Genomic DNA, 20,815 nt, shown 5'->3' on the forward strand with positions numbered 1-20,815 from the left:
CAGATAAACGAAAACCACGCAAAGGTATTGTTATCCGTTAATACAGAAGCATATTGCCCTGTTAATACGCATGTGCCTGCTGAATTGTTTGGTTTATCATTGTTTACATATGCCTAAATTAGCTCAGTCAACCTTCAATAACACAACAATCTTGCTTATGGAACATGCCGGTAAATGGAAAGAAGAACTCGAAATGCTAAAAGCTATTGTCCGCAGTACGGGACTGATTGAGACTATAAAATGGGGCACTGAAGTGTATACTCACCGTGGGAAAAATATCGTAGCGGTGGTGGGGCTAAAAAATTATTTCTCACTTTGGTTCTATAACGGTGTATTCCTGGCAGATAAACATAAGGTACTCGTTAGTGCAAAGGGAGGTAATACAAAAGCATTGCGGCACTGGCAGTTCACCGAAAAGAAAGACATCAATGAAAAACTTATCAAAGAATACATAAACGAGGCAATAATAAATGAGGATGCAGGAAAAGTGTGGAAACCCAAAAAAACGGAAGCTCCTGAAATGCCGGAACTACTCGCGGCCATTTTTAAAAAAAATAAGGCGCTGAAGGCGGCATTTGAAAAACTCAGCCCCGGCAAACAAAAAGAATACATTGAATATATCAGTTCAGCTAAAAGGGAAGAAACAAAAAAAGAGAGACTGGATAAAATGACACCGATCATTCTGGCCGGTAAGGGCCTGAATGATAAGTATAAGTAATGTAGTTGAAAAGGGCTGGTTAGCTGTTTGTCATTTCAAATACTTCTCGAGGTTTTTCTTAAAGAAAGCAGCGCTATCCGTAACGCTTTGCATAGGGTCCTTCGCAAAATTACCTCCCTGCTCGATATAATAATATTCTAATCCTGATTTTGATGCTTCAGGTAGAATGGTTGTGTAATCAATCGATCCATTCCCAAGTTCTGAATAGTCGCGTGTCTTTTTATCCATATCTTTTATGTGCCACATAACAAAACGACCAGGTTGTTTGGCAATAAGCTGGGCTGGTGTCAACTTTGATGAATGCATCACCCAATAAAGGTCAAGCTGTAATTTAACAAGCTTCGGATCTGTTTCTGCCATAACAATCTCGTATCCGTTTTGGCCGCCATGGTCAGTAAATTCAAAGTCATGATTGTGATAGGCAAAACCAAGTCCGGCTTTGTTTACCTGTTCCCCTATCCTATTCAATTTTCCTGTTAGTTGCTTAAAGTGTTCGAGTGTTCTGAAGGCGGGGTCCAACCATGGCCAGGTAATATATTTCTGCCCGAGCGCCTGCGCACCGACAATACATTGATCAACGAAACGGGCCATCTCATCTGCAGATTTATCAAAGTACTTCGTGAAGTCGTAATGACCGCTGGTGGTGATCATCTTGTTATCAGCCAGGAGCTTCCTGAAATCGGCTGATTTCATTCCATAATATGTACCCTGAATGGGGTCATACCCATAGGTTTCGGAATCTTCGTAACCAATCGCGGAAACCTGTTTTATAGTACCCACAACATCTTTACGCAACGGCTCGCGGATAGTAAACAGCTGTAAACCCATTTTATACTTCGGGGCCGGTAATCGACGTAAAACATCCATGGCGAATATTGATCCCGGAATGAGCCCGGCGGTTAATGCGATAAAATTGCGGCGGTTAACTGTTGACCCTGATTTCATGATAATAAAATTTGCATTCGTTGAGTTCTTGCATACACCAGCCAGATAAAGCAGCCAGGTAAGCGTCTTGAAGATAGATAACTTTGGACTCTGTAAGAAGAACAAATGGCTACGGCCGCAAATCTATTTTTTTCGGGCGAATCCGGTCTAAACCTAAGCCTGGAATATCGGCCACCACCTACTATATAATTTCTATATTTGTTTGTATGCTGAAAAGCTGGAAAATACCTGCCATTTGTATGATATGCTGTCTGTTTAAGACAGAAGTGGTGGAGGCTCAGCCTAAAGTTAACTTCGAACATTTCTCTACCGCGGACGGCCTGTCAGACAACAGGATCATGTGTATGATTAAAGACCGGGAAGGTTTTATGTGGATGGGATCCTGGACGGGCATAAACAGGTTTGATGGCCATCATTTTGTGACTTATAAATCCCGGCCGGGTGACCGGTCAGTTTTAAAACATAACCGGATAGATTTTATTACAGAAGATCATGCGGGCCTTCTGTGGTTGAAGGGTTATGACATGCAGGTGTATCGTTTTGATAAAAGAACAGAACAGTTTTTGTCCTTCGCTGAACACACCAGGGCAGGTAACAAATCACCTGCGGTCATTGACAAGATCATCCTGCTCAAAAAAGACCAGGTTGCATTAACTACAAAAAGCCAGGGTGCATTTATCATCACGAAAGCCTCTTCGGATCAGCCTTCCTGTGTCCCGTTTTCAGAAACCGCAAATGCCGGGCATGATCTTAAATCCGATTCGATCAATTTTTTATACCAGGACAGTGCTGCCAGGATCTGGATAGGTACAAAAAAAGGTCTTGCCTGCATAAAGGTGAACCCTGATGGCAATTTTGAAAAACAAAGGATCATTGCTCCACTGGATAATACCGATGTCACCAGTATAACCGAAAGCAGTACAATGCTGTGGTTTAGCACAGGGAACGGAATGTTAATTGCAGTAAATAAAAACACTGGTAAACATTCAACATTAACTGTTAGCGGATCGAAGATAAATCATCTGAAACTCTCAGCGGGCGAACATAAACTTTATCTCACAACGGGGGCTAATGAACTGGTAACCGTATCAACCCATCATCCAAAAGTTATCTCCACTAACGTTTTCCCGGAACATGAATTGCTTTCCATTTACGAAGATCAAAGTGGTTTATTGTGGATCGAACCCAGGGAACGGGGTATCATTCTGTTTGACCCGGTTAATCAAAGGTTCCGTTTGTTCACCCAACAAGCATTTGCCAATTACCTGCACGACGATGAAGAGTATTCCGTGTTCGAAGATAACAGGGGTATAGTCTGGATCAATATGAAGGGATGTGGCTTTGGATATTATGACGCTGAATCCGGATCAGTGAAACATTTCTATAATGAGACCGGGAAAGACAACCGCAGGTTTTCCAATATGGTTAGTGCTGAGTTTATGGATCCTGCAGGGATCCTTTGGTTAAGCACAGACGAAGGGGGTCTGGAAAAAATAATTTTCCAGCCAAATGATTTCAGGCAAACAAGGCCGGTAGGCAACACTTACCTCAAGGCAGACAATGATGTCAGAGGCATATATAGCGATAGCAAAGACCGTTTGTGGATAGGCACCAAAGGACGAAAACTTTTTGTTTTCAACGATGGTAAAAAAATTCCGCTTGACCAGGTTTTTCCAGGCAGCGCATTTTCATCCGGTGTTTACGTGCTGCTTGAAGATAGCCGCGGAAATATCTGGATGGGAACAAAAGGGGATGGACTTTTTAAGGCTGAGCCGCTAAACCCAACACGTAGTCAGTACAGGATAAAACAGTTTATGCCTGACGCAAAAAAAGCGGACGCAATCAGCCATAATTCCGTATATGCTTTGCTCGAAGACAGAAAGGGACGTATATGGATTGGCACTTTTGGTGGCGGTTTAAACCTGGCTGATGAAACTGGTTCATCTGTTAAGTTTTATCATTATAATAATCAACTCCGAACTTATCCTTCGAATGGTTACAACAGGGTCAGGCATCTGGCCATGGACGCGGGTGGAAAGTTATGGATCGGAACCACAGATGGATTGCTCTTGTTTGATCCTGGTTCAGAAGCATTTTTGAATGGCAGATTTGTGAAGTATGGCAAGGTTCCGGGAGATATTCATAGCCTTGGGGACAACGATATCCAGTTCCTGTATCGCGATAGCCGGGACACTATGTGGGTGCTCACCTCGTCCGGCGGGTTAAATAAAGCCATCAGCCAGGATGTTATGGAGTCCATGAAGTTTGTGAACTATACAAAAAAAGACGGTTTACCAAGTGACTACCTGCTCAGTTGTGCGGAGGACAAGCAACGACAACTTTGGATAGCCACACAGAACGGCTTGTCAAGAATGAATCTTGCTAAGGGTACTTTTCGGAATTTTGACGCAGCAGACGGTCTTCCCGCAACAGCATTTGCTGAAGCTTCATGTACATCAACAAAAAACGGTGATATCATTTTTGGAACGGTTGACGGTTATCTCCTTTTCAAACCGCAGGACATAGTAAACCCAACGATCGATGCTAATATTGCATTTACAAATCTCCAGATTAATAGTGAGGACATATTCCCCGGAGAAAACAATTCTCCGTTGAAGTTTGCCATAAAGAGTTCTGATAATATCGTTCTTGGCTATGATCAAAACTCTCTGAATATTGACTATGCAGTACTCGACTACCGCTCGCAGGCAAAGGAATCGTATGAGTACCGGCTGCTTGGATTCGATTCATCATGGAGAAACAACAAATCGGCGAGGCGGGCCAGTTATACCAATCTGCCTCCTGGAAAGTATATTTTCCAGGTTAAGTCGACAAGCGTTGATCTTTATTCGAACACGCCCTTAAGATCCCTGCACTTTACCATCGTTCCCCCATTATGGAAAACCTGGTGGGCCTATGTCATATATTTAATTATAGGCTGCCTTATCGTCTATTTGATTTTGAGAAGTGCGCTGACCATGTTACGCCTTCGCCAACGGGTGATTATAGAACGTAAGCTGGCCGATCTTAGACTTAATTTTTTCACTAATGTGTCACATGAACTACGAACTCCACTTACATTAATTCTGAACCCACTCGAAGAAATCTCAAAAAAGGAAACACTGTCATGGGAGGGTAATCAGCACGTTAACCTGGCGCTGAAAAATGTGCGGAGGATGACCAGGTTCATTAACCAGTTGTTGGATCTGAGAAAGGCGCAGAGCGGAAAGGCTACGCTGAAGGTAAGCCAGGTAGAACTGGTCGCTTTTACCAGAAGGGTTGCAAGCTACTTTTCGGAAGTAGCATCCCGAAAACAAATAGGGCTTACTATAGAGCCTGCCAGTGAACTGATGTATTCCTGGATAGATGCAGAGAAGATGGATATTGTGCTTTACAATGTTCTGGCCAATGCATTTAAATTTACAAAGGATAGAAAAAATATACGCATCATTTTAAAGTACACCGGGCAGGATAACAACGTATTGATAGAAATTATCGACGAAGGCTCTGGTGTTCCGATGGATGAACTTGACAATATTTTCAATCTCTATTTTGAATCTGACCACAATGGCAGCAGTGATTCAAAAGGCACCGGCATAGGCCTGGCACTTTCCAAAGAAATTGTTCAGCTTCATCATGGATTGATATCTGCCCGTAATAATGAAATCGCCGGCTTAACAGTTAGTATTGAACTGAAAGCGGGCAAAAGCCATTTTGAAAAGGATCATGTAGTGTTTGAAGATACTTCCCGTGTTTTTGAAATTTCGACGCCGGGAGAGCCTGAGATTGAAGAGGAGAACGGTACGGGAATGTTCCCTCCTGGTAATACAACCGGTTTGCCAGTATTACTGCTGGTGGAAGACAACCGCGATCTCCGTTCATTTCTCAAGATCCAGTTAAGCGGTTTGTTTTCTGTAGAGACAGCATCGAATGGCGAAGAGGGGCTTAAAAAAGCGGGACTAATCTTACCGGATCTCATTTTAAGTGATGTCATGATGCCCGTTATGACTGGTATCCAAATGCTGGACAAATTAAAAAAAGATCCATCTACGAGCCATATACCGGTAGTTTTGCTTTCCGCGAAGTTTTCAGAAGAGAGCCAGATTGAAGGTTTGCAGTATGGAGCGGACTTTTATATAGGAAAGCCGTTTAACAACGAGCTGCTGATGGCAGCGTTGAACAACCTGGTCAACAGGCGGAAAAAGCGTTTTGATTCCATACTGGAAAACCAAAAAGAAATCGACATTAAGGCTACCCCGATTGTTATTACTTCGCACGACGAGCGATTTCTGCAGGAGGTTATCAGGATAGTGGAAGATAAAATCGGCGATTCTCAATTTAACATAGATGTAGTAGCAGATAGTGTCAATATGAGTCGTTCGGCGTTTTACAAGAAACTGAAAAGTCTCACCACGTTAAGCCCGGTAGAGTTTGTCCGTGAGATACGGCTGAAACGCAGCCTTCAATACCTTGATGCCGGCGAACACAACATTACCACCATTGCATATGAAGCCGGGTTTACCAGCGCCAAATATTTCAGCACTTGTTTCAAACAGCGTTTTGGACAAACACCCTCGGACTATTTGAAATCGAAGATCAATAACATAGCTGGTTAAAGACATTGATAATGCCGGCCCATCAACGAAAGGGCATTTATTTTCCGGAAATAAATGTTGCAGCATCCGCACCATAATTAAAATTAACCCTGCTTTTCGCCGCTGACATATCTGTTTGCTGAACTTTGATATTAGCCGACCGGTCTCCATTCACACTGAAAAACAATTCCGGGGGTTTGGTGGTAACAATCCTGTCAAAGTTAATATTCTTACTGTTTTCAATGTTGATCAATGGGGCTGATTGTTCGCTTTGCAGCGTAATTCCGCGCATATCTAGGTCACTTGCTTCAAGTATATCTACCCCTTTCTTTGATTTGATAACAACATTGCTAAGAAAGATTTCTTTAATGCTCATTTCGGGTAATCCCCTGATGAGCATCGCTTTCCCTGCTCCATCGCAAACTAAATTATCGATATAAAAGCGACGAAATTGCGGTGTAGCCCCGGTTGCCTGGGGGATATTTACTATCCCGTTGGTTTGTGCAAGGCTTTGGGCCTTAGCAAAATAATACATGTCAAAAAGTATCGCTTCATGCACGATATTGTGCATGACGATATTCCTGATATAGATGTCTTCAACTATTCCACCACGGCCCCTGGTCGTTTTGAAACGAAGGCCGATATCAGTACCGATGAAAGTACAGTCAGAAACAAAGATATCATGAGCTCCTCCCGACATCTCACTTCCGATAACAAAACCCCCATGTCCACGATAAATCACGTTATCCCGTATCACGATATACTGTGAAGGTTTACCGACCTTTCGTCCCTCTTCATCCTTTCCTGATTTGATACAGATACCATCATCTCCACAATCGAGCGTACTATTTTTTACCTCAACGAACGAACAGGATTCAATGTCGATCCCATCACCGTTCTGAGCACTAGGCAGGTTGCGTACCTTAACACCATCAAAGGTTACATGCTCGGAATAAATGATATGCAAACACCAGGCAGGTGAATTCTGGAAAGTAGCGTTCTGCAGCAAAACTTTTTTGCAATTCATCAGAACAAGTAAGTTCGGACGCAAATAGTCTTTGATGGTTGCAAAATCTTCCACGCTTTTTAGATTCATTGTATCCCTGCCTTTTTCACCTGCTTCATAAGCGGCCGATGGAAACCAGGTTTTACCATCTTTGTCTGTCACCCCCCCTGAACTGATTAAGTGCTGCCACTCCCCTGCAGTCAGCTTGTCTTTTTTCACAGCCCTCCACACATCACCATTTCCATCAATAACTCCGTCACCGGTGATGGCAATATTTGTCAAATCTGAACCTGATATCGGGGCCTGGTTACGGACTGTTTTACGACCCTCGAAATTTGCTTCAACCAGTTTATACAAACTTTTGTCTCCACTAAACTGCAACAGTGCGGAGCGACTGACATGAAGGTTTACATTACTTTTCAAAGAAATCGGCCCGGTGAGCCACACTCCTGCCGGGATCAGCACCACACCTCCCCCTTTTTTGCTGCAATCCTCTATAGCTTTGTTTATACTATGAGTATTGAGCGTAATGCCATCCGGTTTCGCTCCGAATGCGGTTATAATAACAGTATCTTTTTTAAATACGGGCATATTGATAACCGGCAGGTTATTCCAATTGTATTTCTTTGCCTGGCCATAGCCGTAAGAGAAAGAGCAGGCTACGGCAACAACGAGTGATACAATAAAACTTGATTTACTCATGAAATCTATTTAATCGATTTTTAAACAACTGGTATTATTTACTGATATCCTTCGTTCTGTTTGAACTCATCACGGTTTGTCACCGCATCAATCTGTGTTTGTGGAATTGGCCGAAGCACATGGTAAGGTTTAATGTGAACGGCATTGTTCGGACTGTACGCCTGGATACGAGACAACAACTTACCAGTACGTTTAAGATCAAACCAGCGAAGCTGTTCTCCTGCAAGTTCTCTTGCTCTCTCATCGAGAATAAAGTCGAGCGTTATATCTGCTGCACTTATCTGCATCGCAGCAGCACGACCGGGTTTGGCGGCTCTTGTTCTCAATACATTTATCAGTGTTGCCGCGGCTGCATTATCTCCCAGCTTCATATTGGCCTCGGCGGCTATCAGGTACAGTTCAGCCAAACGAATTACAAATACATCCCTTGCGCTCTGGGCTTCGTTAAAATTGGGCCTGGTAGGATCCATAAACTTAGAAAGTGTTACATATCTCAGGTTGTCTTTTACAGTGCCGTTTGCATTATACACTTTACTCCTGTCGTAAGTCCGGTATTTACGTGTTGCCTCATAAGCATCATCAATTTCCTTTTTCGTCACATAAACCGCCGTATCGCCAATGTTCATACCTGCAGGTCTCGACGTTGAATTCGCGAGCCAGGCCTGCATAAACGATCCTTCATAACGGGCATCATCATCCGAATAAAGATCAAGCAAAAAGCGGGTTGGCATATATCGGTTAAACGGACGTCCATAAGTAAGATCCCTTGTGAGTCCCGGAAGATCATCATATTTCATCAGGAACAACAAGTGACCGTTATTGCTACCGCGACTATGGCCATATGGGTTTAATGACGTATTGATGAGATCGTTTACCGCTAAGTTCACCGCATAGTTTACTGCATAAATAACTTCTTTACTTTTAAGATTGCTCATCTTCCAGAGATCGACGTAATTCGCCTCGAGTTTATAATTGGTATTCGCAATAACAGTCTGCGCAGTTGCGAGTGCCTCTGCGTTCATGCCCCTGGTCAAATACATGCGCGCGAGAAAAGCCTGTGCCGCGGGCTTATTTACCCGGCCATATTCCGGTTGGGTGTTGGGAAGATTTGCGACCGCAAATTGCAGATCGCTGAAAATTTGCTTATAAAAAGTATCCACCGGTGTCCGGTTAGCGGTTGAAATCAATCCCTTGGTTTCTTCAAGTGTAAAATGTACGCCGCCCCAGGTTTCAACGATATGCCAGTAATAAAAAGCCCTCAGGAATTTTAACTCACTTTCACGGGTTGTACGCATCTGGGGCGTAAGCCCGGCATCAGCGATCCGGTTTATCCCACCGTTACACAAATTGACGGCAGCATATAGCTCTCTCCATTCACTGGCCAGTGCTGCGTTTCCGGCCTGAAGATTTTCATATGTTGTAAGATCGCGGTAAACTTCTCCGGTGGCACTTGTCCACAGATCCGTACCTGTTTCAGCCATATTATAAGCCTCTTCTTTCCCGTACCACCAGCGCTGGTAGGTGTAAGCAGCGTTTACCAGTGTTTCGAACCCTTCAGGTGTGCTATAAACACTTTCGGCAGTGAGGCCACTTGGATTGTATTCAACCAGTGTTTTTTTGCATGAAAACAGGACTCCTGAAAATGCGAGATATATGCAAGCTATGATAATGCGTTTCATAATGTTCTTTTAGAGGTTATAGGGTAACATTGAGTCCCACTACAAAAAGTTTTGTCATCGGGAAATTTTCTGAACCACCCCGTTCAGGATCATAATTGAGATCAGTGAACGTAAACAGGTTTTTGCCTGTCGCATATACCCGGAAAGCTTTAATGAATGAACCCTGCAGGTTTTTGGCGGGGATAGTGTATCCTAATGAGAGATCCCTGATTCTCGCGAAAGAGCCATCCTGGTAAGCCAATGTGCTTAGGTAAAGCAATCCACCGTTTTTATTGGGACGGGGATAAGCATTGGTAGGATTCTCGGGCGTCCAGTAATCCATGCCTTCCATATTTGTTTCCAGACCGTTAGGATTAAACTTACCATAGCGGTCCGAAGAAATCATCTGCCCCACCCTTGCATAAATAAATACCCGGAAATCAAAACCTTTAAAAGTCACCGTGTTGTCAAACCCACCCATCCATTTCGGCCGTGGGTTTCCCAGGATGACACGATCATTCTGACTATCAATTTTTCCATCTCCGTTCTGATCCTTCACCCGGATGTCACCTGGTTTTGCATTAAATGTGGCACCGGAGGATGGATCTTTTATTTGCCATATTCCAAGCTTTTCATAATCATAATACACATTGATTGGCTGACCAATGAACCAGCCGTTTCCAATGTCATTTGCGCCAGGGATTACCAGCGATACGATCTCCTCTTTGTTTGTGGTGAATGTCAGGTTGGTTGTCCAGCTAAAGTCTTTGGTACTGATATTGGTTGTTCCCAAAGTAATTTCGAGTCCCTTATTCCTGGTTTTACCGACGTTCTGATTGATGGTTGTTACGCCTGTTGTTGGTGGCAGCCCTCTTACCAGCAAAAGGTCTTCTGTTCTGGTATCATAAACATCCACGGCGAGGTTGATCCTGTTGTCAAAAAAGGACGCATCCAGTCCGAGGTTTATTGTTTTTGAAAGCTCCCATGAAAGATCTGTATTGCCCACGAGCCTTGAAAAAGTGTAGGCAGCAGCGGCGGCTTCATCCCAACCATAAGCAAGGCGGGTGAGCCCGCTTTGTGTAGCATAAGGTCCTGACGGATCATTACCGGCCACACCATAAGATGCCCGCACTTTCAGATCACTGAGAAAACCAACATCCCGCAGGAAGTTCTCTTCTTTTATTCTCCAGGCGACTGCCGCTGACGGGAAGAAGGTCCATTTTTTACCTTCGGATAATTTGGATGAACCATCACCTCGCGCCGTCAGGGTCAACAAATATTTACTGTTGAAATTATAGTTGAATCTGCCAGCGAATGATACCAGGTCGTTTTTGGAATAAGATGAAAAAATCTCTTTTTGCTCCGTTGTGTTCTGGAGCGCATAGTAAAGTTGAGTAGATAATAACTGGTTGACACCTGAAGCGCTTACATCGTCTGAAACTCCACCGAGATAGCTTCCAACCCCGGTAATGGTAAAGCCATGTTTACCGAGATTTTTTTGATAGGTAATAACGTTCTCCCAGTTTAAGTTCTTTGAATTGCTAGCGGCAATACTCGCCAGTGATTTACCTGTCAGGAACCGATCGAGTGATTTGGGAGAAGCATAACTTCCACTGCGGGCAGACTGAAGTGTGACTCCAACGGTGCTTCGGAAGCTAAGCCCCGGTAATGGCCTTATATCAACATAAGCATTGATCAGTGAACGGGTAGTCAGGTTATTGCCATCATATACATTAGGCTGCTCGTCAGCCAGGGGATTGACCGGGCCATTGCCCAGCATAACATAATTGAAATTCCCGGCAGAGTCATACAAAGAACCAAGGGGACTAATCTTATTAGCCTGGTTAAGCGGATCCCTTCTTAAACTCTGGTCATAATATGTGAGCTGGCTCTGCAATCCGAGTTTTACCACCTTATTGACCGTATAGTCCACATTCAGCCTGGCTGTATATCTTTTCAGTTCATCAAGTTTAAGCACACCCCTTTCGTTGAAGTAACCAAGTGATAAGTAAGCTTTAAGTTTTTCGGTTCCCCCGCGGATACCCACCTGATATTCCTGCTGGAGACCAGGGTGAAAGAGCTCTTCCAGGTAGTCCGACCATATCCGGTTTTGAACAGAATATAGTTCACCGGCACCTGTAAAAACCTTCGGATCATCTGCCGGGCTGTTCCAATCACCAGTTGTCCGGTAAGCCTCGCGTTTAAACCCTACATATTCATCAAAACCCATCGGTTTGGGATACATCGTCACCTCCGAACGCCCGGCATAAGCATTGACATTTACCTCCATTTTTCCTGCAGCACCTGACTTGCTGGTAATGATTATCACTCCATTAGCGCCCCTGGAACCATAGATTGCTACTGAAGAAGCGTCTTTCAGCACCTCCATGGATTCTATATCATTGGGATTGATATCCTGTATATTGGAATACTGAACGCCGTCAACGATAATCAGCGGAGCATTATTTCCTCCTATCGAACGGTTTCCCCTTATGCGAATGTTAACGCCCGCACCTGCCTGACCACTGCTTTTGGTAATATCAGCCCCCGCAATCTTTCCCTGGGCAGCTTCCAACACATTCGTACTAGGTACTTCCTTAAGTTCGGAACCTTTGAGCGACACTACTGAGCCGGTGAGATCCTTTTTCCGGACTGAACCATACCCAATTACAACCACCTCATCGAGCGCGGTGGCAACACGGGACAACCTAACGACCAGGGGCTGCCCTGCCGCTGCACTTACCTCCATAGCGGTATAGCCCCGGGAGGAAATAAGTAAATCGACTGATTTTTGATCACCTGGAACATTAAGTGTAAATGACCCTTTTGAATTGGTCGTGGCGCCGACCGAGGTTCCCTTCAGCGTGACGGATACACCGGACAACGGTGCATCAGTGCTGTCTTCCAGTATAGTCCCAGAGATGATTGTTGCCGTGCCTGGCTGGGAAAACAAAGTGAGAGAAACGAAGATCACAATAAAAGAGAGCAGGAATTTCTTCATATAAGCAAGCTTTTGGTTAATGAAATGAAGTGATGCCTTTTGGTTTGGCAACAGTTTTCATTGGTGTATCGTTACACGCAATCTAGCCTTGCGATCGAAGTATGATGTCCGCTTTTTGGTCAAAAAGGTATAAAAACTGGTATTTTACCAGAAATCCGACCATCAATCTATGGGCACTTGCCCTGGATTGTCCGATTGTCTACAGCAATGGAGAAAATTCTAAGGATGGAGATAAACGTATGGCATCAGGATCGGATACTGTACAAGTACCCTGGTGGTTCGCATAAAGGGTGGCGTAGAGAGAATAAATAATCCGGATGCTTCAACAAGATTAGCATGGAGGAATACTATCTGGCTAGCCGGAGATAAAAAGAAGGTCCGGCAACTAAGACAGGAAAGATGAAATCACCTATGCGCTAAACTGTCTTAAATGATGGTCTGCATGTTTGTACGCAAAAATCCCGATTTCGTCTACAGTCATCTTTCCAAAAAAATCATGAACGAAATCCGGGTTTGAAAAGTGCGCATATGCACGAATAAGGGCGACCCATGTCTGCTTCAGATCTTCTAAATCTCCATCTGTATCTTTGACGATAAAATAACGGGTCGTAGGCATATTTCTTTTTATTGGGCGGTCATCTTTCACCTGGGACTTCAAGGCCATTTTGCCGAATATCAACCCCAATAGCGTTTGCTTATACCCGGTCTTTCTTATACCCAACACCCATTCGTCCCATATAATGCAATGCTTTGCCATCTGGTGAATTTCCATCTTGCCCCATTGACGTTTGCTGCTTTTATCCAAGGCATAGATCCTTGTTATCAATTCATCCCGTACTGATTTATCAAATACTGTTTTCATGCCTGTATTGGTTTTTAAGAGGTCAAATGGTTTAATCACCACTACTTTGATTTCGCTACCGGACTTTTACCTGGCAGATTGCTTATGTCAGGGATAAAATTAGACCGGCTTCCGCCACCTTCCACTGTGGTAAAGTGACATTCAAAGGTGTATTTCGTGCCATTATTTTTTAATACATTCGAACTGGTATTAGCAACATCCATTATGAAACATATTTCCATCCTGGTTTATGAGGAAGTTGTGCTGACAGCACTTTCAAGCATCACTTCATTGTTGACAAGTGCAAATGAGGCGGCGATCCGCAGAGGCAAACCTGTGCCTTTCCAGGTGGATCTCGTTGGGGTTCATGTCAGGAAAGTGCAGTTAAAACTGCCTGTCCAATTCACCTGCGACAAAACTATTTCAGATAAATTCAACACTGATGTGGTAGTTATCCCGCCTGCTGTTTCATCGCAGGATGACATGAATAAGCTGCTATCGAAAAACAAAACTCTGATAGCATGGGTGAAGAAAAATTATGCTGAAGGAGCTCAGGTGATCAGTCTCTGCACCGGCGCTTATTTTGCGGCTGAAGCAGGTTTGTTAAACGGCATGCCGGCTACCTCGCATTGGGGAGCAATAGAAGATCTGCAAAAGCGGTATCCACTGATTCATTTTCAACCGGACCTTGTAGTTACGAACTCTAAAGCTATCATCACCGGGGGCGGAGGTTTTTCGTCTTTGAATGCAATGTTATACTTCATTGAAAACGCCTGCAGCAAAGAGGTAGCCATAGAGCTGAGCAAATTTTATGGTCTTGATTACGGACGTACATCACAAAGTGTTTTTACCATTTTTTCGGGACAACGGCAGCATAATGATCATGCGATACACGAGGCCCAGACATTGATCGAGAGACAATTCAAGACCGATATTTCAGTAGAGCAGATTGCAGGCCAGGTGAATATGAGCAAACGAAACTTTATACGCCGCTTTAAAAACGCCACGTCTTTGAATCCAATTGAATTTATTCAGAAGATAAAAGTGGAAGCAGCAAAAAAAGCATTAGAGGCCGGTGAAACTAATATTGCTGCTGTCACCTATGATGTCGGTTACAATGATCTGAAAACCTTCAGAACCGTCTTTAAAAAAATCACGGGTCTCACGCCCATGGAGTATAGGAATAAGTACAATCAAGCCTATCCTCCGGCCTCCAACTGATTATTTTGTTCCAGCTGTTTTTGTGTTATTCACCATAGTATTAAACAAGGCAAGTTGTTCTTTCATGGCTGCAATCCTGTCGGCAGGACTATCGTGTGCTTCAAGCAGGATCCATCCTTTGTAATCGATGGATTTAAAAAGGCTGATCAGGGTTTGAAATGAATAAACCTTATCATTTAAGTTCCGTACATGAACCGTATCGCCGAACCATTTTTTTACGCTGTTGAAATTAGCTTCCAGTCCAGGTGGCAAAAGATCCGTCTCATTGCTGTTCCAGCACATCTTTACGTTTGATTCGGTAACCTGCTCAAAAATAGCTTTCATGTTCGGAATCTCCTGTGTGTGCTTGCCATGCACCTCTACCCGTATTAACTGGCCGTAATCTTTTGCAAATTTTCCAACTTCATTTAAAGAAGCTGCTATCTGCGCAATTGTTTTTTCCTTTGACACTTCAGGCGGCAGGTAATTTGGTTTAACCTTCAGACCTGATGCACCGATGTCCTTGCACAACTTTACATAGTCTTTCGTCTCGGCAATATTTTTTCTCAACACCTGCTGATCCGGACTATGGTACTCAAAATTCGATCCATATCCAATGCAGGTTACTTTACTATCAGCAAATCGTTTTTTAACTTCTGCACGTTGAGCAGTACTTAAGTCAGACTCCACTTTGTGCGCATGTTGTGTTCTTAACTCAACTCCCAGGAAACCGGTCTTCTCACAATTTGCAATCAAGGTCGGAAGATCCCAGTCCTTTCCCCACTGATATGTCACAAGTCCCATTCTCATGCCCGCCTGCTCCACTTTCAATAACTCAAATGGGTTAGCCAGGGAGAGGACCATACCCGCACTTACACTGTTCTTAAGAAAGCCGCGACGTGAAAGCTCATTACTCATATGGTTGATGTTTATTTGTTGTGATGCTTTTATCTAGAAGCCAAATATAAGGGCAAACATCGGGCTTTTAAGTGTCAGCTATTTCTTCTCAGCGATCCATGAATCAATTTTCTTTTCCAGTAAAACAAGCGGTAAGCTACCTGAATTCAAGACCTGGTTATGAAAATCTTTCACCGAAAATTTGTTACCCAGTGCCTGCTCCGCTCTTGAACGGAGCTCTCTTATTTTTATTTGTCCTACCTTATAACACAGGGCGGCACCCGGAGAAGCAATATATCGTTCAACTTCCACAGTTATTCCATCTTCCGATTCAGCTTCATTCCTGAGAGAATATTCGATAGCCTGCTCCCTCGTCCACCCCATGGTATGGATGCCCGTCTCAAGTACAAGCCTGATGGCACGATGCATTTCCATGCTGAGCATGCCAAAATACTGATAAGGATCTTCATATAGACCGAGTTCTTTCCCGAGCGATTCCGCATACAAACCCCAGCCTTCAACAAATACAGAAATACTTTCAGGATGCAGGAATTCGGGAAGTTCATCATTTTCCTGCTGGAGGGTGAGTTGATAGTAATGGCCTGGTATTGCTTCGTGTAAAAACAATGCTTCGTCAGAAAATACATTGTATGTTTTCACATCGGGAACAGGCACATAAAATACGCCGGGTCTTGAACCATCTTTGCTGCCCGGAAGAAACTCTGCACTCGCCGAAGCTTCGCGAAACGATTCAGTGCGACGAACTTCAAATGCGCCCTTTGGTTTAAGATCAAACACATCACCAAGTTTTACATTCAGTCGCTGATGGATGCGGTTGAACCCCTGCAGGACCTCTTCGGGACGTTTATAGGGCATCAGTTGTTTATTGCTCCTTACATGTTCAAAGAACTCCCTTAGGTTGCCCTTGAATCCAATATCAGTCTTTACTTTCTCCATTTCCGAAAGGATCCTTGCCACCTCTTTTTTCCCCAGTTCATGGATCTGTGGAGCCGTCATATTTGTGGTGGTATGATACCTGATCAGATACTGAAAAGTTTCCGCCCCGCCAGGCAAAGCACTAAGTCCAACCGATTCGCGGGCAGCGGGCAAATATGTATTGACGAGGAAAGAAAGCAGCTGCTGGTATTTCGGAATTAGTTTCTCACTGATCATTGCAGTGTATTCTTTAGTGATCCGCTGTTTATCCGGTGCCGGAAGTCCGGGCGGTAAAGCTTTGACCGGAGCGAAGAACAAATGTGCGGTCACGTCCGTTCCTGCAAACTGTTCAATCTGGGGGATCATTTTTTTGACCACCACTTTTGGAGCAACAATGCCCTTTGCGATACCCTCCTTCATTTTTCCGATACAGGTATCCAGGAAAACGAGGTAGCCATCAACCCGCCTGAGCCAGTTTTCGTAATCGGTAACAGTTTTGAATGGCTGCAGGCTGTTGCCACCTGCCAGCTGTGAAAAATACAGATGAAGAGATTGGATCTGGTTCAGTGGAAACAGCTCAAAGCTCGGCATATCATACATTGGCGAGGGAATGGTTGTTAACGTGTTTTGTAAACCTTCGATTTTGATCTTACAATCCCACTCCATAACACCAAGGCTCAACCATTGTGAAGGACTCACCATCGTTGAGTCATACCGGGCAACTTCTTTCAGGAAACCCGAATAGCGGGCTAACAAATCCTGTTGGTATGGTTCCGAAATATAATTTGCCAGTTGTGAATTATGTTCGGAAAAGCCGGCCTTGGTGGCTTCGATGGGGTTTATCCGTTTTTTAAAAGTATAATACTCCGTGAACAGGCTATCGATATTGCCGGTGGATTGTGAAGCGGCAGCCGGTTGCTTTGAATTACAAGCTCCTATTAACGCCGGCAAGCTGATGAGCAGCAAAATGAATCTCATGTTGGTGTTGGCCTTTAGTATAACGGAAGATAGAAAAAATTCATTTGCCCGCCGGTTGCGGTAACGCACAAGTTAATATTGATTAAAAGTCTACATTTATAAATGGCAGAAAAGAAACGTTTGATAAAAGTTATTCCAGGACTTCACCAGATAAAATAATGTAAAAAATCAACCCAAGAATGAGAGAATTAAGTTTGCTGTTCCTTGCGATCAATATCCTTTACACTTACGGGCTTGCTCAATCCGGCACGGTTACCACTAACAGGAAACCAACGCTGGCTGAAGCAAATCCATCGACCGCAGGATATTCAGCAGAAAGGCTACAACGCATCGACCGGATGATCCAGGATTATGTTGACAGGAAATGGATCGCCGGCGCAACAGCCATCATTGTACACGACGGTAAAATTGTTTACTACAAAGGTATCGGGTATGATGATATTGAAAAGAAGACGCCGCTAAAAAGAGATGCCATATTCCGCATTGCCTCCCAAACCAAGGCAATCACCAGTGCTGCAGTAATGATCCTTTACGAAGAAGGAAAATTTTTGCTTGATGATCCTATTTCAAAATACATCCCCGAATTTGCAAAACCAAAGGTCATCGACAAGTTTAATGAAGCAGATTCTTCATACACTACTTTTCCCGCAAAAAGAGAAATCACGATCAGGGATCTGCTCACACATACTTCCGGTATTGACTATGCGGAAATAGGAAGCAGGAACATGAGGGCGATTTACGCGAAAGCCGGCATTCCCAGCGGGATTGATGCAAAAGATAAAACACTGGGACAGGAAATAAAAAAACTGGGTGCCTTGCCATTGGCGCATCACCCGGGGGAAAGATGGACCTACGGATTAAATACCGATGTGTTGGGATACCTGGTAGAAGTAACGTCAGGCGTGAAGTTGAATGAGTTTTTTGCCAGGAGAATATTCGAACCCCTCGGCATGAAGGACAGTTATTTTTATCTGCCGCCTTCCAAACACAACCGCCTGGCTTCACTTTACACAGAAGACTCTTTAAAACATCTCGCCAGGGCTCCTGAAACTGTTAACAACATAAGATTGAATTATCCAAACACTAACGGCACTTTCTATTCGGGAGGTGGTGGGTTATCGTCTACCATGTATGATTATGCGATTTTCATGCAAATGTTTTTGAACGGGGGTGAATATAATGGTAAAAGGATATTATCGAGAAGTTCAGTCCGGATGATGACCATGAACCAGATTGGAGACCTGACAATGGGAGACGGCAAGTTTGGTTTAGGCTTTGGTATCACAACAGAAAGAGGGAGCGCCCAGTCCCCGGTGAGTGAAGGGTCTTTTGAATGGGGTGGCTATTTTGGAACAAGCTATTGGGCCGATCCAAAAGAGAAAATCGTAGCGCTCCTAATGACGCAACAGGTTCCTAACAGTCACGGTGATCTTGGCGAAAAATTCAGGGTACTGGTATACCAGGCATTGGATTGATAAGACCTTCTTATATCATACATAGCATTAATACGATACCGGTTCACAGCCATTGAGTTAATACAATATTGCTTCACGCGCATTGGATGATAAAATATCGCTTTGCCATGGCGCAGTTATTGAATAATCAGTCGTAAAACAATATGAAAAAAGTATCTCTCAGTACCTTGTCGGCAAAAATGAAGAACCTGGACTTCTGCATGATGGTCACCCAGGATGGCAGGAATGTATATCATTCGCGTCCGATGAGTAACAATGGAAAGGTCGAATTTGATGGCACCTCATGGTTTTTCAGCTACTCCGACAGCAATAAGGTAAAACAAATTGAGAAGGATCCGAAAGTTAGCCTGGTATACCAGAGAGACGACATGTTGTTTATCGAATGTTATGGCAACGCTTCCATTATTACGCAAAAAAGTATGCTGGCTGAAAAATGGATGAAGGAACTGGAAATGTGGTTTCCAAAAGGAATTGACACTCCGGGTATCTGCCTGATCAAAGTGGTTGCTAAACGCGTTCAGTTCTGGCACAAAGACGAGGAAGGCGAATACACAGCAGATTAATTGAAATTAACTTCTATTAATTACGGTTGTTGTACCGCTTTGAATCAAGGATGTTGAGATTGCAGGAAATCATCAGGTAACTCCAATAGGCCATTTTATTTTCATCCTGGATCTTGGGAAGAAACTTCATGGCCGATGATGATTTGAAAAAAGAAAACCCGTAATTAACTTCGATGTTTGTTAGCGGTATATACCTGAAGGATAAATCGTTTTCGAATCCAAGATATTTTTTGGTTGTCTGACCCGTGTTCCGGCCAGGAGAATGCTGAGAAAAAAAGAGGTGAAAATCTGATCGGAAAGCTAAGTTCTTAACGATAGGAATCAATATAAAGAAGTAAGGATTGATCAATCCGTTGCCGGCAACATCTGGAGGAAAACGGGTGAAGATATTCATATTACCCATAAACTTCCAGGCTACACCATATAACACATCAAAATCGCCAGACCTCTCAGGCGATAAGCCTGGCCCGGATCCACTAAGAAATTCCGCGCCTACCCTGAAGATATTTTTGTTTATTGTCAATCTTAATTCCGGTTGAATATACCACGCCAACAATTTTTTACCGCGTGGATCCCGACCAAATTGTACAAAACCGTTGAGCGTTGAATACCATTGCTTGTTTGATAATTCAACCCTTCCACCGGTTGTAAAGCGAGCGTAATCGGCGCCGCCATTTTCATCTCTGAAAACATCCATGGCGTTAATTGAATTAAAGGAGAAGTTCATATTCGGACGAAAACTAAGATGATATAACACGAGGTACTTATACCGGTGTGCAATAACCGGCGAAAAGGCCGGGTCAAACTCATTACTATACTTTCGGGTAAACAACAGGAACAAATCATTCCTGAATTTTTTAGAGTATTTCATAAACCTTATTCCCTCATGTGCCCGGCTTTGTTGTGCCCAGGGGGCATCTGAAAAAATCCTGCCATTGTCCAGCAGAACACCTTGCCTGCCTACCCTGAGATTAACTCCATTGAATTTACTTTCCAGGTATAGCTGGTAAAAGTTGATACTGCCTGCTTTTGATCCCTCGTTTTTATCCCAGTAATGTATCTCCTGGAAATCCGATTTTAGCAGCCATTTGCGCCTGGCGTACAATACAGACAAACGGTTGCGTTGGGTTACATTAAAAAATTCGGGGAGTGTATCCTGCGGCGGATAGATAAAATTATACCGGTATTCGGCCCTCGGTCTTAATTCCAGCTGAATTGACAACTCTGTCGACGTATCTGCCTCCTGAGCTATCAATGAATCCTCATTAAGGAAAGCGAACAGTACAGTCAATAATATTTT

Annotated in this window: 13 protein-coding genes; 5 read left to right on the forward strand and 8 right to left on the reverse strand. The window is 43.7% G+C overall.

Translation table 11 applies throughout. The features are described from left to right. Window positions 1–109 precede the first annotated feature (109 nt). A complete protein-coding gene (locus ACX0G7_RS18290; RefSeq protein ID WP_458924963.1) occupies window positions 110–718 on the forward strand; it encodes a YdeI/OmpD-associated family protein in 609 nt (202 codons plus the stop codon). A 30-nt stretch (window positions 719–748) separates the two neighbouring features. Here the strand turns inward: ACX0G7_RS18290 and ACX0G7_RS18295 are convergent, their stop codons facing one another. After that, window positions 749–1,663, reverse strand: a complete 915-nt coding sequence (locus tag ACX0G7_RS18295) for a sugar phosphate isomerase/epimerase family protein (protein WP_458924964.1) — start codon at window positions 1,661–1,663, stop codon at window positions 749–751. 239 nt (window positions 1,664–1,902) lie between these two features. Between ACX0G7_RS18295 and ACX0G7_RS18300 the strand changes: the two genes are divergently transcribed. After that, on the forward strand, window positions 1,903–6,279 hold the full coding sequence (locus ACX0G7_RS18300; RefSeq protein WP_458924965.1) for a hybrid sensor histidine kinase/response regulator transcription factor: 4,377 nt from the start codon (window positions 1,903–1,905) through the stop codon (window positions 6,277–6,279). A gap of 37 nt (window positions 6,280–6,316) precedes the next feature. Here the strand turns inward: ACX0G7_RS18300 and ACX0G7_RS18305 are convergent, their stop codons facing one another. The 4 genes from ACX0G7_RS18305 to ACX0G7_RS18320 form a co-directional block, all read right to left on the reverse strand. Continuing rightward, window positions 6,317–7,966, reverse strand: coding sequence for a glycoside hydrolase family 28 protein (locus tag ACX0G7_RS18305; RefSeq protein ID WP_458924966.1), 1,650 nt, complete (start codon window positions 7,964–7,966; stop codon window positions 6,317–6,319). A 38-nt stretch (window positions 7,967–8,004) separates the two neighbouring features. Next, entirely contained in the window at window positions 8,005–9,645 is a 1,641-nt protein-coding gene (locus tag ACX0G7_RS18310) for a RagB/SusD family nutrient uptake outer membrane protein (protein WP_458924967.1), read from the reverse strand. 16 nt (window positions 9,646–9,661) lie between these two features. Continuing rightward, the gene (locus ACX0G7_RS18315) at window positions 9,662–12,625 is read right to left on the reverse strand and encodes a SusC/RagA family TonB-linked outer membrane protein (protein ID WP_458924968.1); all 2,964 of its coding nucleotides are present in this window, start codon (window positions 12,623–12,625) and stop codon (window positions 9,662–9,664) included. A 409-nt stretch (window positions 12,626–13,034) separates the two neighbouring features. Then, the gene (locus ACX0G7_RS18320) at window positions 13,035–13,487 is read right to left on the reverse strand and encodes a DUF1569 domain-containing protein (protein ID WP_458924969.1); all 453 of its coding nucleotides are present in this window, start codon (window positions 13,485–13,487) and stop codon (window positions 13,035–13,037) included. A 204-nt stretch (window positions 13,488–13,691) separates the two neighbouring features. Between ACX0G7_RS18320 and ACX0G7_RS18325 the strand changes: the two genes are divergently transcribed. Next, window positions 13,692–14,687, forward strand: coding sequence for a GlxA family transcriptional regulator (locus ACX0G7_RS18325; protein ID WP_458924970.1), 996 nt, complete (start codon window positions 13,692–13,694; stop codon window positions 14,685–14,687). On the opposite strand, the gene ACX0G7_RS18330 is transcribed toward ACX0G7_RS18325, so the two are convergent. Then, window positions 14,688–15,584, reverse strand: coding sequence for a sugar phosphate isomerase/epimerase family protein (locus ACX0G7_RS18330; RefSeq protein ID WP_458924971.1), 897 nt, complete (start codon window positions 15,582–15,584; stop codon window positions 14,688–14,690). Between the two features lie 78 nt (window positions 15,585–15,662). Next, the gene (locus ACX0G7_RS18335; protein ID WP_458924972.1) at window positions 15,663–17,477 is read right to left on the reverse strand and encodes a DUF885 domain-containing protein; all 1,815 of its coding nucleotides are present in this window, start codon (window positions 17,475–17,477) and stop codon (window positions 15,663–15,665) included. A gap of 179 nt (window positions 17,478–17,656) precedes the next feature. On the opposite strand from ACX0G7_RS18335, the gene ACX0G7_RS18340 reads away from it, so the two are divergent. Beyond that, window positions 17,657–18,952: a serine hydrolase domain-containing protein gene (locus ACX0G7_RS18340; RefSeq protein ID WP_458924973.1), complete on the forward strand. Its 1,296-nt coding sequence runs from the start codon at window positions 17,657–17,659 to the stop codon at window positions 18,950–18,952. A 143-nt stretch (window positions 18,953–19,095) separates the two neighbouring features. Next, window positions 19,096–19,515 (forward strand): pyridoxamine 5'-phosphate oxidase family protein, encoded by a 420-nt coding sequence (locus ACX0G7_RS18345; RefSeq protein ID WP_458924974.1) that lies wholly within the window; start codon window positions 19,096–19,098, stop codon window positions 19,513–19,515. 16 nt (window positions 19,516–19,531) lie between these two features. On the opposite strand, the gene ACX0G7_RS18350 is transcribed toward ACX0G7_RS18345, so the two are convergent. Next, on the reverse strand, window positions 19,532–20,806 hold the full coding sequence (locus tag ACX0G7_RS18350) for an alginate export family protein (protein ID WP_458924975.1): 1,275 nt from the start codon (window positions 20,804–20,806) through the stop codon (window positions 19,532–19,534). Window positions 20,807–20,815: the final 9 nt, after the last annotated feature.

This window comes from Flavitalea antarctica, assembly GCF_054461535.1.

Bases quoted from the DNA above. Each gene is read 5' to 3' on its own strand.
- ACX0G7_RS18340 (WP_458924973.1), top strand. From the start codon at position 17,657: ATGAGAGAATTAAGTTTGCTGTTCCTTGCGATCAATATCCTTTACACT.
- ACX0G7_RS18300 (WP_458924965.1), top strand. From the start codon at position 1,903: ATGATATGCTGTCTGTTTAAGACAGAAGTGGTGGAGGCTCAGCCTAAA.
- ACX0G7_RS18325 (WP_458924970.1), top strand. From the start codon at position 13,692: ATGAAACATATTTCCATCCTGGTTTATGAGGAAGTTGTGCTGACAGCA.
- ACX0G7_RS18310 (WP_458924967.1), bottom strand. From the start codon at position 9,645: ATGAAACGCATTATCATAGCTTGCATATATCTCGCATTTTCAGGAGTC.
- ACX0G7_RS18330 (WP_458924971.1), bottom strand. From the start codon at position 15,584: ATGAGTAATGAGCTTTCACGTCGCGGCTTTCTTAAGAACAGTGTAAGT.
- ACX0G7_RS18315 (WP_458924968.1), bottom strand. From the start codon at position 12,625: ATGAAGAAATTCCTGCTCTCTTTTATTGTGATCTTCGTTTCTCTCACT.
- ACX0G7_RS18295 (WP_458924964.1), bottom strand. From the start codon at position 1,663: ATGAAATCAGGGTCAACAGTTAACCGCCGCAATTTTATCGCATTAACC.
- ACX0G7_RS18305 (WP_458924966.1), bottom strand. From the start codon at position 7,966: ATGAGTAAATCAAGTTTTATTGTATCACTCGTTGTTGCCGTAGCCTGC.
- ACX0G7_RS18320 (WP_458924969.1), bottom strand. From the start codon at position 13,487: ATGAAAACAGTATTTGATAAATCAGTACGGGATGAATTGATAACAAGG.
- ACX0G7_RS18335 (WP_458924972.1), bottom strand. From the start codon at position 17,477: ATGAGATTCATTTTGCTGCTCATCAGCTTGCCGGCGTTAATAGGAGCT.
- ACX0G7_RS18290 (WP_458924963.1), top strand. From the start codon at position 110: ATGCCTAAATTAGCTCAGTCAACCTTCAATAACACAACAATCTTGCTT.
- ACX0G7_RS18345 (WP_458924974.1), top strand. From the start codon at position 19,096: ATGAAAAAAGTATCTCTCAGTACCTTGTCGGCAAAAATGAAGAACCTG.